The organism is Streptomyces sp. NPDC020845 (genome assembly GCF_044334165.1).
Taxonomy (GTDB): Bacteria; Actinomycetota; Actinomycetes; order Streptomycetales; family Streptomycetaceae; genus Streptomyces.
The window spans coordinates 506,680-520,897 of record NZ_JBIRSJ010000004.1; the positions used below are offsets into that span (position 1 = coordinate 506,680).

The window sequence follows — 14,218 nt, forward strand, 5'->3', positions numbered from 1 at the left end:
CAGTTCTCGGCGGATCCCGGAGATGTGGCACCGGTTGGATGTCACGGTCCGGGATCTCCCGCTCGGTCTGCTGATCCTCGCGGCGTCGCTCCTGCCGGCGTCCCAGAACCATGGAACGCAGCTCGGCGGCCTTGCGGCCCGCCCCTTCGACGCGCTGGCCATCGTGGCAGTCGCCCTCCAGTGCCTGCCGCTCGCCATGCGCCGTCGGTGGCCGGTCGTCTGTCTCTCCCTGGTGTCGCTCGGCTTCGCCGTCGACCAGCTCCGTGGCTACCACTCGCTCGCGGGGACCGCGATGCCCATCGCGCTGCTGACCGCGGGGTCCCATCTGGAGCGGCACCGGCGCGCCACCGTGTTCCTCTTCTCCGTGGCGTATGTGCCACTGGCGGTCGCTCTCTACCAGCTCGGATCGGGCGAGCCGCCGAGCGAGTTCGTGATGTACTACGTGGCCCTGGCCCTCGCGTGGGGCGTCGGAGGGTGGCTGCGCTCCACCCGGGCCGCGGAGGCCGAACGCCGCCGCCGCGTCGCCGAGGACACCCGCGCCGCCGAGCGCGCCCGTATCGCCCGCGAGCTGCACGACGTCGTGACCCACCATGTGACGGCGATGGTCGTACAGGCCGAGGCGGCACGCTACCTGACCGCCGCGCCCGATCGCCTCGACCAGGCCCTGACCGCGGTCACCGATGCCGGCCGGCGGGCCACCGCCGATCTGCGGCATCTGCTCGACCTGATCAACCCCGACCACGGCTCCGGACCGGCCAGGACACCGCCCGTCGGCAGGCTGCTCACGCTCGTGGAGCAGACGCGCCGGGCCGGGCAGCCGGTGGAGTTCACCGAGGAGGGCACGCCCGCGGAGTCGTCCGGCAGCGCCGACCTCGTGGCATACCGGGTCGTTCAGGAGGCCCTGACGAACGCCCTCAAGTACGCCCACGGCATCCGTACCTCGGTCCAGGTGCACCACGGCGACAACGACATCACCGTGGAGGTCAGCACGGACGGCCCCGGCTCGCCGGCCGGCTCGCGGACCGGCTCCCTCGGCGGGAGTGGCCGGGGCCTGGCCGGTCTCCGCGAACGGGTCGACGTCCTGGGCGGCGACTTCAGCGCGGACGCCCGGACGGGTGGCGGCTTCGTCGTCCGGGCCCGGATCCCCGCGGGGAGCCCGTCGTGACCGCGCCGATCCGGGTCCTGGTCTGCGATGACCAGGTGCTGGTCCGCACCGGGCTGGTGACGATCATCGACGCCCAGCCCGACCTCGAGGTGGTGGGCGAATGCGCGGACGGGCAAGCCGCGGTCGACCTCGCCGGCCGGCTGCGCCCGGAGGTCGTGGTGATGGACGTACGCATGCCGGTGCTCGACGGTATCGAGGCCACCCGACTGCTGGCCGGCGCCGGGGTGCCGCATCCCGTCAAGGTGCTCGTGGTGACGACGTTCAACCTGGACAAGTACGTGTACGAGGCGCTGCGCGCGGGGGCGAGCGGATTCCTGCTCAAGGAAGCCCCGCCGTCCCAACTGCTGCACGGGATCCGGACCGTGGCCACCGGCGCGGCGCTGCTGGACCCCGAGGTGACGCGCCGGCTCGTGGGCACGTACGCCGCCCGGATCCGGCCCGCCGAGGACACTTCGCGCGATATCCCGCTGACCCCGCGCGAACTGGAGGTCCTGCGCCTCATCGCGGACGGCTTCTCCAACAGTGAAATCGCCGCGGCCCTCCAGATAAGCCACGAGACCGTGAAAACCTTCGTGTCGCGCATCCTCACCAAACTCGATCTCCGCGACCGCGTCCAAGCGGTTGTCTATGCCTACCGCCAAGGCCTGGTGACCTGACGCTGACGCGCCGCGTGGGCGGCGGAAACTCGTGTGACGGTGGTCCACCTGTTTCCTAGGATGCGGCCTTGTGCGTACCCGTCCGTCCTTTATCGATGATGAGGCGATCGCGAGCGCGGTCGCCGGCCACTGGCTGCCCGAGGTCGCGGAAGTCGACTACCTGCCCTGGGGTTTCGGCGCGCACCACTGGCGGGTGGCCGCCCGTGGTGAGACGCTGAGTAAGACACTGTTCGTGACGTTGGATCAGCTGGCGCCCCGGCACACCGCGGCCTCGCTGGAGGCCGCCTACGCGGGCGCGGCCACGCTGGCGGCCGGTGGCTTGGACATGGTGTGTGCGCCGTTGCCCGCGCCGTCCGGGCGGTTCACCATCGATGTCGGGCCCGGTGTGCTCAGTGTGACGCCGTGGCTGGACGGCCGGTCTCCGACCGAGGCGGAGGCTAGCGCGCCCCGGCACGTCCGCGAGGTGATCGCGGCGCTGGCCACCTTGCATCGCGCCGCGCCACCGGACGGCATACCGCTCTGGACCCCACGGGTCGGCCCCGAGTTCGCGGATGAGTTGCGGGCTCGTACCGCCCGGCCCTGGACGTCCGGTCCGCTGGCGGAGCGGGCCCGGGGCGCGCTGGCCGCACACCATACCGCGATCAAGCGCTGGACCAGCCGATATCTTGAGCTGGCGGGCATCGCGGACGCCCGCCGGGAGGTCTGGGTGCCGACCCATGGCGAGCCGCACAACGACAATCAGGTCGTGGTTGCCGGCGGACTCAAGCTGGTCGACTGGGAGTCGCTGGCTCTCGCGCCGCGCGAGCGGGACTACGCCGATCTGCTCGATACGGATGAGGGCGGCGGTTTGGCCGCCGACCCCGCGATGGTCGAACTGTTCGCGCTCGACTGGCGGCTTGCCGAGATCGTCGACTACGCACGCTGGTTCAGCGCGCCACACACAGGTACGGACGACGATCGCATCGCGCTGGAAGGGCTGTACGAGGAACTGTCGGACGCCACCGGCTGACCCCGCCACCGAGCGCGGCGGGGCGGAGCGCGGCGCTTACCGCGCTCCGCCGACCGAAATTTCGGTGACGTGGCGTCAGGACTTCATGCCGGGCCAGTCGCCCGGCCTCATGAACCGGTGACCGTGAGCGTCCCGGACACGCTGACGGGGTCACCCTGACCGTCCGCCGGAGCGGCGGTGAGGGTCCAGGTGTAGGCGCCCTCGGGTGCGGTGGCGCCGTCGGTGGTGGTGCCGTCCCAGGAGGCTTTGACGGTGCTCGCGGTCGACTCGCCGCTCCAGGTGCGCACCTCGGTGTCGGTGTCGTCGTTGTGCAGCGTCAGCTTCCAGGACGCGGCCGGCTTGGACAGCCACCACTGGGCGTTCCAGGCGGCGGTCTCCTCGCCGCGGTCCCAGGTGGCGGGGACGCTGCGGTCCGGGACGGAAAGCGCGGAGACGCCGTGCTGGGGCGCGAAGACGTGCACGGTTTCCGCCCAGTCGACATAGGCGAGCTTGCCCGCGCGGCGGTCCACCGCCCAGGTGATGCCTCGGCTGTCGGCGGCGGAAGTGGGCTTCAGCGCGAGGACGGAGCCCAGATCGGTGGTGGTGCCGTCCTCGTTGAGGCCGGTCAGGGTGAGTGCGCCGTCGACAGCGTTGTGGCCGGCGAGGAAACCGTCGCCGAGGAGGACTTCGTCGACCGGGGCGGAGTAGGTGAGCCCGGAGGCCGGGTCCTGGACACCTGCCTTGCTCTGTTCCGGGCAACTCCAGTAGAGAAGTGTGCCGTTGCTCTGCAGCTCCTCGGGTGTGCACGAGGCGTCGAGCGTCACGCTGTCGGTCTGCTTCCCGGTACGCAGATCGGTGGCGATCACGGTGCCGGGCCGGTCCGGGGACGGCGTCCAGAGGGTGGCGTAGTCCAGGGCCGCGGCCTGCGGAGCCTGTTCCTTGACGATCCGGTCGCGGACGATGTCGATGACGTACTGCCGCTTGTACGGGCCCTGCGACTCGTAGAGGACGTACTCGGGGGAGACGTCCAGGATGCGGCCGTCCGTGGCGGGCAGCGGGAGCCGGTCGACCGGCTGGTCCGGGTCGTCACCCGTCACCAGTACGTCCTTGCCACCGTTGTCCGGGTCCGCCACCAGCCGGGCCAGGCCCTCGTCGCCGCCGTCGGCGAACCGCCCCGGTGCGGAGTCGCCGTGGACGGGCAGATCGTCCCCGGCGGAGGGGTCCAGCGAGGCGCCGATGTCCTTGCCGTGCAGCCGCTGTGTCTGCTGCAGCGCGTTGACGTAGCGGACGGTGCCCCGGTCCAGGCCGAGCGCCTGGATCGAGCCGTACGCCACCGTGACCGGCGCCACCACGCGCAACTGCAGATCGAATACGAGCCCGCTGCCGTCCACGGTGAACCGGTGGATGGCCCGGGTGCCGTCCGCGTCGCGGCCCAGGGCGGTGAGTGTGCTGTTGGACCCCTGCAGACCTTGTTCGACATCGGTGAGCAGGACGCGTGAGGTCTCCGCCCCGTCGATCGGCGTCAGCCGCAGCGGTCCGCGGTCACCTTCGTGCCACAGCACGTTCCGGCCCACCGTGTAGGCGGTGATCTCGCTGTCGGAGGACCGCGGTGTGAGCGGGACGACCCGCGGTGTCGTCGTGCTGCCGTCGCGCGGCAGCACCCGCACCCCCTGCTCGTCCTGGCGGCTGAACCATGTCACCGTGTCGCGCGTGAGGCGGAAGCTGCTCGCCTCACCGGTGACCGGCAGCGGCGCGACAGCGCCGGTGATGCCGTTGAGGATGCCGTAGCCGTGGGTGGAGCCGGTGCGGTAGCGGATGAGGAGCGAGGTGCTCTCGCCGCCGAGCACCACCGGCTCGGACTCGGCGGTGGCCTCCGCGGGCAGTTGCACCTGCACGTCGAAGGGCGTGTCCCCGGCGCGGGCCCGTAGCACCCGCAGTTCGTATGTGCCGTCCTCCAGAGTCCGGGTGGCGAGGACGAACCCGCCGTACGCCTGGGGGTGCGCGTAGCCGTCCGGCAGCCGCAGGGTGGACTTGGTGTTCTGGTCGACGTTGAGCAGAGTGATCGTGGTCGCGCCGTCCGCGTCGGTGGTGGCGTAGGCGACCCGGTTGGACTGATCGTGGTTGGAGAAGATCGACTCCCGTGGCACACCGTCCAGCGCCTTCACGGGGACCGTTTGGCGGTTGTAGGTGTTGGTCCACAGATAGCTCGTGGAGCCCTGCTCCTGGTGCAGCACACCGGTGTCGCCGGTGGACAGCAGCGTCTCGGCCCGATCCGCGTAGGCATCGGGCGACGGGATGACCACCTCGGTGGCGTCGGCCGCGTGGGCGGTGGCCGACGGAAGTGTTACGGCCACGCCCGAGGCGAGCGTGAATGTGGCCGCGACCAGCGCCGCGGAGTGCGCCGAGCGTCTGAGACGCGATTGCCGCAGGTTCATTTCCATATCCCCCTCGCTGATCGACCGGTGGCGATCAGCCGCCCCCGGGTCACCCACGGACCTGCCGACCAGGCGAGGCCCACGTCAGGGTAAGGACAACTTCCTTATGGCGGAGGCTTATGGCGGCTCTTGCAGAAGATTGCGCATCGGATGGACCAGCACCCGGTGATCCGATAATGGATTCGGACCGCCGCGAGCCTGCTGTTATGCTGGCGTGGACGTATTCGTGTATCGAGGAGCGGTCGACATGGTGGGTGACGACGACATCTGCGGGTGATCCCCGGATGTGAGCGGCCACCGGCTGGTGCACAGGAGCACCGCTGATGTGGTCTCGCAGTCGTTCCCTTTTTCTGTCTGCCTGTCTGCCCGGGGCAGAGGTCTCTTTCCTCCCCCTCTCACATCGCACGAGGTCACCCCATGTCCGATGCTGCCATCGTCTGCTCGAACGTCTCCTTCACCTGGCCTGACGACACACCCGTCTTCCAGGACCTGTCCCTGACCGTGGGCACCGGCCGTACGGGGCTGGTCGCTCCGAACGGCTCCGGCAAGAGCACCCTGGTCAAGCTGATCGCCGGCGAGCTGCGGCCCGGCGCCGGCTCCGTCTCGGTGCAAGGCACCCTCGGCTATCTGCCCCAGAGCCTCCCCCTCACCGGCGAACTCACGGTGGCCGAGGTGCTGGGCGTGGCCGCGGTGATCCGGGCCATCGACGCCGTCGAGTCCGGCGACGTCGACGAGAAACACTTCACGACCATCGGCGACGACTGGGACATCGAGGAGCGCACCCGCGCCCAGCTCGACCGCCTGGGCCTGACCGACCTCACCCTGGACCGGCGGCTCGGCACGCTCAGCGGCGGTCAGGTGGTCTCCCTCGGGCTCGCGGCCCAGCTGCTCAAGCGGCCCGATGTGCTGCTGCTCGACGAGCCCACCAACAACCTCGACCTCGACGCGCGCCACAAGCTCTACGACGTGCTGGAGGACTTCAACGGCTGTCTGCTGCTCGTCAGCCACGACCGGGCCCTGCTCGACCGTATGGAGCGCATCGCCGAACTCGGCAGCGATGAACTGCGTTTCTACGGCGGCAACTTCACCGAGTACGAGGAGGCGGTGCGGGCCGAGCAGGACGTCGCCGAGAAGAACCTGCGCAACGCCGAACAGGAGCTCAAGCGGGAGAAGCGGGAGATGCAGCAGGCCCGTGAACGCGCCGAGCGCCGCGCCAGTAACGCCGCCCGCAACCTCAAGAGCGCCGGACTGCCACGTATCTTCGCCGGCAACATGAAACGCGGAGCCCAGGAGTCCGCGGGGCGGGCGGGGCAGATGCACGCCTCCCGGGTCAGCGAGGCCAAGTCCCGGGTGGACGAGGCGGGGCGTGCGCTGCGCGACGAACAGCGCATCACCCTGGACCTGCCGGACACCGATGTGCCCGCCGGGCGCACCCTCTTCCTCGGCGAGGCCATGCAGGTCCGCCACGGCGAGCGGCCCGTGTTCGCCGGCAAGGGCGTGGATCTGACGATCCGTGGGCCGGAACGCATCGCGCTCACCGGGACCAACGGAGCGGGCAAGAGCACGCTGCTGCGGCTGATCAACGGCGACCTGACGATGGACAGCGGCGAGATCAAGCGCGCCGACGGGCGGATCGCCTATCTCTCGCAGCGGCTGGACGTGCTGGACCGCGGCCGTACGGTCGCGGAGAACTTCGCGGCCTTCGCCCCTCAGCGGCCACAGGCCGAGCGGATGAACCTGCTCGCCCGCTTCCTCTTCCGCGGCGCCCGGGCACATCTGCCGGTCGCTGTCCTCTCCGGCGGCGAACTGCTCCGCGCCACCCTGGCCTGTGTCCTGTGCGCCGAACCGGCCCCCCAGCTGCTGCTCCTGGACGAGCCGACGAACAACTTGGACCTGGTGAGCGCGGCGCAGCTGGAGAGCGCCCTCGGCTCCTACCAGGGGGCTTTCGTGGTGGTCAGCCATGACGAGCGGTTCCTCGCGGAGATCGGCGTCGACCGGTGGCTCCGGCTGGCCGACGGCGAGCTCACCGAGACGGGAGCGCCCCAGCGGTAGCGGGTCGGCCCGCGCCGACCGGGCCCGCGTCGAGGTGTGTCACCCCGCGGGCCGAACAACCATCACCTGGGACGGAACCACCATGCTGCAATCACCCCTGCTCGCCAATGACCTCGTCCGCACCCTCGGCAGCAGACGGGTGCTCGACGGCGTCTCCCTCGTCGCCTCCCCCGGACACCGCATCGGGCTGATCGGGGAAAACGGCGTCGGCAAGTCGACTTTGCTGCGCCTGCTCGCCGGGGTGGACGAACCCGATGCCGGGCGGGTCGAGCGCCCGGCCGACCTGGGCTTCCTCCAGCAGGAGATGCCGTTCGACGCCGTGGCGACCATCGCCGACGTCATGGACGACGCCCTGCGCGAGGCGCGCGAAGACCTCGTAGCGCTGGAACGCCTCTCCGACGAGCTCGCCCGAACGCCGCAGGATGCCCCCGGCTATGCGGCGTTGCTGGAGTCGTACGGCGGGCGGCTGGAGCGGGCCGAGGAGCGTGAGGCGTGGGACGCCGACCGGCGGGCCGCGTTCGTCCTCGACGGGCTCGGCCTCGGCGCGGTCGGACAGGACCGCGCCCTCGGGTCGCTCTCCGGCGGTCAGCGCGGCCGGCTCGCGCTGGCCGCCCTGCTGGTCCAGCGGCCCTCAGCGCTACTGCTGGACGAGCCGACCAACCACCTCGACGACGGCGCCGCCACCTTCCTGGAGGAGGAGGTACGCGGTCTGACCGGCGTTGTGCTGCTGGCCAGCCATGACCGGGCCTTTCTCGATGCCGTCTGCACCGACCTGATCGACCTCGACCCGGCCGTGGCCGGCCCGGTCCGCTACGGCGGCAACTACAGCGCCTACCTGTCGGAGAAGCACGCCGAGCGGGAACGCTGGGAGCGGCGCCACGCCGAGGAGCAGCAGGAACTCGAGGCGCTGCGGCACACGGCCGGTGTCACCGCGCACGCCCTCGCCCCGAACCGCGGGCGCAGGGACAACGAGAAGATGGGCTACGGCCACCGCGCCGGCCGGGTGCAGAACCAGATCTCGCGCCGGGTGCGCAACGCCACCCGCAGACTGGAGGAACTGGAGCGCACACAGGTCGGCGCGCCGCCGCGGCCGCTGCGGTTCCAGCACACCGCGCTCGCGAAGGAGTCGGCGGACGGCACTCTGGTGGCGCTGCGCGACGCGTGGGTCCCGGGCCGTCTGGCTGTCGGGCGTCTCGATGTGGCGGCGACGGACCGGCTGCTCGTCACGGGCGGTAACGGGGCGGGGAAGTCCACGCTGTTGGGTGTGCTCGCCGGGCGGCTCGCCGTACAGGGCGAGGTGCGGCGGCGGCGCGGGCTGACGGTGGGGCTGCTGGCCCAGGACACCGTATTCGACCGGCCGGAGCGTACGGTCCGGGACACCTATGAACTTGTCCTCGGCGCCGAACGGGCGCAGGTCGTCCCGCTGGACTCACTGGGCCTGATGCACACGGCGGACCTGGACAAGGCGGTCGGCCATCTGTCGGTCGGTCAGCGGCGCCGCCTCGCGCTGGCACTGCTGGTCGCACGCCCGCCCGCGCTGCTGCTGCTCGACGAGCCCACGAACCATCTCTCGCCGCGGCTGTGCGACGAGTTGGAGGAGGCCCTGGGGTCCGGGCCCGGCGCGATCGTCGTGGCCAGTCACGACCGGTGGCTGAGAAAGCGCTGGCAGGGCCGGGAGCTCCGGCTGGACTCCGGCGCGCCGCCAAACGTTGCCGGAGAGTTCGGATCGGCCGCCGTCGGCCGGTTCGCCCGGCGACGGTGACTCGTACTACGGGCCGCTGCTTCGGGCGCTCAGCCGTGCAGGGGAAGGAGAACGCGGAAGGTGGCGCCCTCGCCCGGGGCCGTGCGGACCTCCACCCGGCCGTGGTGGGCCGTCACCAGGGAGTCGACGATCGCGAGGCCGAGACCCGCGCCTCCGCTCTCGGTGCGGCCGCGGGCGCCGTCCGCGCGGTAGAAGCGGTCGAAGACACGGGCGGCCTGCTCCTGGGACATCCCCGGACCCTCGTCCCGCAGTTCCAGAACCGCGAGGCCGTCCTCGGCGCCGACACCGATCCGGACCTGGGTGCCGGGTGGGGTGTGGGCCACCGCGTTGCCGACGAGGTTGGAGGTCACCTGCCGCAGTCGCGCCTCGTCGCCGAGCACCGGCGCGCCACCCGGCGGGCCGCCGCCGGGGCCGGTGAGGGTGACGGGGCGGAGCGGATCGAGCGCGCGGAGGTCGTGCAGGGCGTCGGCGGCCAGGGTGCGCAGATCCATGGGGGTGAGCCGGAGCGGGAGGTCCGCGGCGGCGGCGTGCTCGTCGAGGCGGGCGAGCAGCAGCAGGTCTTCGACCAGCCGGACCAGCCGTGCCGCTTCCCGCTCGATGCGGTTCATCGCGGCGTCGACATCGGTGCGTTCGGGCATGCCGCCCATCCGGTACAGCTCGGTGAACCCCTTGATGCCGAAGAGGGGGGTACGCAGCTCATGGCTGGCGTCCGCGATAAAGCGGCGCATGAGCTCGGCGGCGGCGGCCCGCGCGGCGTCACTCGCCTCGATCCGGTCCAGCATCCCGTTGAGCGCCGCGGCCAGACGGCCGAGTTCGGTACGGGAGGCGGCCAGCTCAGGGACCCGGCTGGACAGGTCGCCGTCCGCGATGGCCGCCGCGGTGGTCTCGATACGGCGCAGCGGACGCAGCCCGCCGCGCACGGCGAACCACCCGACCACGCCGAGCAGGGCGAGCACCAGGGAGTCGATCACCAACATCCGGGCGCCGAGCTGCGTGATCGTCGAGTCGGCCTCGGCCAGCGAGCTTGCGACGACGATGCTGTGGGCGTCCGTGGCCCGCGCCTTCGGCCCCGTGCGCGCTCCCCCCGTCGCGTCGAGCGGTACGGCGATCACCCGCCACGACTCGTCGCCGTCGACGGCCGGGGCCTCGAAGGGGCGGAGGTCGCGTTCGCGGACGGCCGCGGCGCCGAGCGGGGGCAGCTCGGGAGCGCTGTGCGCGGCCGGCCGGATGACCCGCCGTACGCGGCCGTTCGAGCCGAGATCGGCGAGATAGACGTCACCGGTCAGGCGCTGCTCCACGGTGGAGCGCAGCTGTGGTGCCTGATCGCCCGCCGCGCCGGACGGATCGGTCAGGCGCGCGGTGACCGTGGCGGCGGCGCGGAGCCGGTCGTCCAGCTGATGCACCAGATCCCGCTGGAGCAGGGTGACGACCAGGGCATTGCTGCCGAGCAGGGCGACCACGAGCAGCAGCAGAGAGATCGCCAGCAGCCGGCCGCGCAGCGAGAACCTGCCGCGCAGCGAGAACCTGCCGCGCAGCGAGAACCGGCCGCGTAACGAGAAGCGGCTGTCGCGCAGGGGGCTCTTGTTCACTGCCGGGGCCTGCGGAGCACATAGCCGGTGCCGCGCACCGTATGGATCATCTTCGGCTCGTCCAGGTCCACCTTGCGCCGCAGATAGCTGACGTAGGAGGCGACGATGCTGTCGTCGCCCCCGAAGTCGTACTGCCAGACCAACTCCAGGAGCTGGGACTTCGACAGCACCTGCCCGGCGTTCTCCATCAGCACGCGCAGCAGGCTGAACTCGGTCGGGGAGAGCGGCACGGGGCGCCCGTCCCGGGTCACCTGATGGCTGTCGGGGTCAAGCTCCAGACTGCCGACGACCAGCCGGCCGTCGGCCTGTCGGCCACTGGTGCGGCGCAGAATGGCCCGGATGCGCAGAACCAGCTCCTCCAGGTTGAACGGTTTGGTGACGTAGTCGTCACCGCCCGCCCTGAGCCCGCTGATCCTGTCCTCGGGCGCATCGCGGGCGGTGAGGAACAGCACCGGCGGATGCCCTGCCGCCGCGGTGGGATGCTGCCCGCGCAGTCGGCGGACGACCTCGAAGCCGTCGAAGTCGGGCAGCATCACATCCAGCACGATCAAGTCGGGACGCTGCTCGCGCACCGCGGCCAGCGCCTGCGTGCCGGTCGCGACCGGCGCCACGGCGAATCCGGCCAGCCGCAGGCTCGCTGACAGCAGTTCGCGCACCGTCGGCTCGTCCTCCACCACCAGTAGCCGTTCCGAAGCCGTCATCCGTCCCGTCCCCACCCGATCGTTCCGCTGGTTCATTCTCCCGGCCCGCTATGCGTCGCGCTTGCGGAAGACGATGAACGCCACCGTCAGCAGGACCGCGACACACCCCGCCATGACGGCGAGCCCGGACCAGGGAGCCAGCAGCGCCGGATCACGGTAGCCGGTGATGATCTGTCCGCCCGCGATGGACGGCCAGTACTTCTCCACCCAGTCGCCGACCGCACCGGGCAGGGCCGGCGCGAACGCCTGCACGATCAGCATCGTGCCGAACAGGGTCGTCACCGTCGCCGTCGTACTACGGATCACCGTGCCGATCGCGAGCCCGAACAGGGCGGCAAGTGTCAGATAGAGCCCACCGCCCCAAATCCCGCGCAGCGCCTGAGGATCGGACGGACCGAGGTGCGGGGCGTCCGCACCCGCCAGCGCCGCCTGCCCGACGAGAAAGCCGCTGAGGGACACCAGCAGTCCGACCGGCAGCGCGACCACGATCAGGACCGCGGCCTTGGCGGCCAGCACCCGGGCCCGGTGCGGTACGGCGGTCAGCGTGCTGACGATCGTGCGGGCACCGTACTCGGAGGTGATCACCAGACCGCCCAGCAGGCCGAGGGCGATCTGCGCCACCAGATAACCGCGCAGGCTGGTGGCCAGCGGGTCGAAGGCGGCCCGGTCGGTGGCCGTCATGCTCGCGTAGTCGCCCCCGGCGGATGTGCCGTTGAGGGAGGCCAGCCCCACACAGAACGCCAGGGTGCCGAGGATGACGAAGCCGGTCGACCGCATGGTACGGATCTTGATCCACTCGGCGCGCAGGCAGTGCGGGAACGTCGCCCGGCCCGTCGGTGCCGGAGGCTTCCGGCGCCCGCGCGGCGCGTCCGGCGTCAACTCGTTCGCTCCGGCCGTCCAGGTGTCCGCGGCACTCCCGCTCATCGGCTCGTCCCCATCTCTGAGTTCTCTGAGTTCTTCGCGTTCTCCGCGTGATATTCGAGGGCATCGCGGGTCAGATCCATGAAGGCCTGCTCCAGCGACGGCTGCCGGGGCGTCAGCTCGTGCAACTCCACTCCGCCGGCCGCGGCCAGCGCGCCGATCTCGGCCGCGTCCAGACCGGTCACCATCAGGCCGTTCACGCCGTCCGCGCGCACCTCCTCCGCCGGTGCCAGCATCCCGCGCAGCGATTCCGTCTGCGGGCTGCGGACCAGGACCTCACGGCCGGAGTACGCGTCGATGAACGTCTTCATGGGGGTGTCCGCGATCAGCCGACCGCGGCCGATGACGATGAGGTGGTCGGCGGTGAGCTCCATCTCGCTCATCAGATGGCTGGACATCAGCACGGCGCGCCCCTCGGCGGCCATCCGCCGCATGAGCCCGCGGATCCAGACGATCCCCTCCGGATCGAGACCGTTGAGCGGTTCGTCGAACACGAGCGCCGGAGGATCACCCAGCAGCGCCGCGGCGATGCCGAGTCTCTGCCGCATGCCGAGCGAGAACGTCCCGGTCCTGCGGCGAGCCACGCTCTCAAGCCCGACCTCCGCCAGCACCGCCGCAACCCGGCTACGCGGAATCCCGTTGCCGGCCGCCAGCGCCAGCAGATGATGGTAGGCCGTACGGCTGGGCAGCACCGCGCCCGCGTCCAACAGCGCACCGACGGCCTTGAGCGGCGCCGGCTGCGCGGAATACGGGCGCCCGCCGACCGTGGCGGTCCCCGAACCGGCGGCGTCCAGACCCAGGATCATCCGCAGTGTGGTCGACTTCCCGGCACCGTTGGGACCGAGGAACCCGGTCACTTCCCCTGGGCGGACGTCGAACGTCAGATCGTCGACGGCCAGGACCTCCCCGTAGCGCTTGGTGAGTCCGCAGACTTCGATCATCATGACTCCGGAGCCGATGGTGTGCGTGATGCGCGCGATCGCCGCGCGCACCCCCTCACAGTGATCCGCGCTTCTGGGCCGGATGTGCACGAATCTGGGTGCGCCATGGGAACCGGGAGGCCCGTCCGGCGGAAACCAGCAGGTCACGGCGGCCGGCCCGGCGGCAACTCACAGAAACTCACAGAGTGATGGCGGGGTCAAACGGTGGGACGGCGCCGATGGGCGCGCTGGCGGCAGGTCGGGCCGCAGTAGCGGGGTGGCCGTCCGGTGGCGTGGACACGCAGCGTCGCACCGCATTCCACGCAGTACTTCAGGGCGGTGGTTTCGTGACGGGGGAGGGCGGACGAGTCACGGAAGGGGTCGGCTTTCGTGACGGGCTGGGTACGCAATCCGTCGAGCAGTGTCCGCACCAGCCAGGTGCCACGTGCTGGGTCCCGGTGTGCCGAACGCAGTGCGACACCGCCGGCGACCAGCGCGGACAGATCGTCGGCCTGTACGTCGGCGCGTACCGCGCCAGCCTCTTTCGCGTCGTATAGCAAGCGCCCCAGTGCCTGGCGGAACCGCTGTCCCGCGGCGGCCAGTACGGCGCGCGGCCAGCCCTGGTCGGCGGCGAGCGCATCGCAGAAGTGGCGGCGGCCCATCGACTTCTCGGCCACTTCGAGCAGAAACCCGAACAACGCGTCACCGGGCGCGGCGCGGGCGGCCCACCGGTCGGCGGCGGTCACCAAACGCTCGACGTGTTCGGCGAGTACCGCCTCGATCAGGATCTCCTTCGTCGGGAAGTGCCGGTAGACGGTCCCGGCGCCGACCCCGGCGCGCTGCGCGATCCGGCCGAGTGACACCTCGAGACCCTCCTCGGCGAATACGCGCATCGCCGTGCTCAGCACGAGCGCTCGGTTGCGGCGGGCATCGGCGCGCCCGGCGGGCGCCGCACCCGGTGCTGCTTTCGTGTCCGGTGCTGCTGTCATGTCACGAAATCCTTGTCCGCGGGGTTGAAACGGGTGGAGC

At 71.2% G+C, this 14,218-nt stretch carries 11 protein-coding genes; 5 read left to right on the top strand and 6 right to left on the bottom strand.

Features of this window, described 5'->3' with window-relative positions; genetic code table 11:
- Positions 1 to 22: 22 nt before the first annotated feature.
- The 3 genes from ACH4U7_RS12055 to ACH4U7_RS12065 all read left to right on the top strand — a co-directional run bounded on the left by ACH4U7_RS12055 (position 23) and on the right by ACH4U7_RS12065 (position 2,830).
- Entirely contained in the window at positions 23 to 1,165 is a 1,143-nt protein-coding gene (locus tag ACH4U7_RS12055) for a sensor histidine kinase (protein WP_398527995.1), read from the top strand.
- The gene (locus ACH4U7_RS12060; RefSeq protein ID WP_398527839.1) at positions 1,162 to 1,821 is read left to right on the top strand and encodes a response regulator; all 660 of its coding nucleotides are present in this window, start codon (positions 1,162 to 1,164) and stop codon (positions 1,819 to 1,821) included. Before ACH4U7_RS12055 ends, ACH4U7_RS12060 begins: the two co-directional genes overlap by 4 nt.
- A 70-nt stretch (positions 1,822 to 1,891) precedes the next feature.
- Positions 1,892 to 2,830: a phosphotransferase gene (locus ACH4U7_RS12065; protein WP_398527840.1), complete on the top strand. Its 939-nt coding sequence runs from the start codon at positions 1,892 to 1,894 to the stop codon at positions 2,828 to 2,830.
- A gap of 107 nt (positions 2,831 to 2,937) precedes the next feature.
- Here the strand turns inward: ACH4U7_RS12065 and ACH4U7_RS12070 are convergent, their stop codons facing one another.
- Positions 2,938 to 5,244: a FlgD immunoglobulin-like domain containing protein gene (locus ACH4U7_RS12070; protein WP_398527841.1), complete on the bottom strand. Its 2,307-nt coding sequence runs from the start codon at positions 5,242 to 5,244 to the stop codon at positions 2,938 to 2,940.
- A 417-nt stretch (positions 5,245 to 5,661) separates the two neighbouring features.
- Here ACH4U7_RS12070 and abc-f point away from each other — a divergent pair, with 417 nt between their 5' ends.
- On the top strand, positions 5,662 to 7,296 hold the full coding sequence (gene abc-f, locus ACH4U7_RS12075) for a ribosomal protection-like ABC-F family protein (protein ID WP_398527842.1): 1,635 nt from the start codon (positions 5,662 to 5,664) through the stop codon (positions 7,294 to 7,296).
- Between the two features lie 82 nt (positions 7,297 to 7,378).
- Positions 7,379 to 9,058: an ABC-F family ATP-binding cassette domain-containing protein gene (locus ACH4U7_RS12080; RefSeq protein WP_398527843.1), complete on the top strand. Its 1,680-nt coding sequence runs from the start codon at positions 7,379 to 7,381 to the stop codon at positions 9,056 to 9,058.
- 29 nt (positions 9,059 to 9,087) lie between these two features.
- Here the strand turns inward: ACH4U7_RS12080 and ACH4U7_RS12085 are convergent, their stop codons facing one another.
- The 5 genes from ACH4U7_RS12085 to ACH4U7_RS12105 form a co-directional block, all read right to left on the bottom strand.
- Positions 9,088 to 10,647 (bottom strand): ATP-binding protein, encoded by a 1,560-nt coding sequence (locus ACH4U7_RS12085; RefSeq protein ID WP_398527844.1) that lies wholly within the window; start codon positions 10,645 to 10,647, stop codon positions 9,088 to 9,090.
- Positions 10,644 to 11,348, bottom strand: coding sequence for a response regulator transcription factor (locus tag ACH4U7_RS12090; RefSeq protein ID WP_398527845.1), 705 nt, complete (start codon positions 11,346 to 11,348; stop codon positions 10,644 to 10,646). The genes ACH4U7_RS12085 and ACH4U7_RS12090 overlap by 4 nt, the downstream gene beginning before the upstream one ends.
- Before the next feature lie 48 nt (positions 11,349 to 11,396).
- The gene (locus tag ACH4U7_RS12095; RefSeq protein WP_398527846.1) at positions 11,397 to 12,272 is read right to left on the bottom strand and encodes an ABC transporter permease; all 876 of its coding nucleotides are present in this window, start codon (positions 12,270 to 12,272) and stop codon (positions 11,397 to 11,399) included.
- Positions 12,269 to 13,210: an ABC transporter ATP-binding protein gene (locus ACH4U7_RS12100; RefSeq protein ID WP_398527996.1), complete on the bottom strand. Its 942-nt coding sequence runs from the start codon at positions 13,208 to 13,210 to the stop codon at positions 12,269 to 12,271. The genes ACH4U7_RS12095 and ACH4U7_RS12100 overlap by 4 nt, the downstream gene beginning before the upstream one ends.
- 197 nt (positions 13,211 to 13,407) lie before the next feature.
- Positions 13,408 to 14,178 carry a TetR/AcrR family transcriptional regulator gene (locus ACH4U7_RS12105; RefSeq protein WP_398527847.1) on the bottom strand — a complete coding sequence of 257 codons (771 nt, stop codon included), beginning with the start codon at positions 14,176 to 14,178 and terminating at the stop codon, positions 13,408 to 13,410.
- Positions 14,179 to 14,218: the final 40 nt, after the last annotated feature.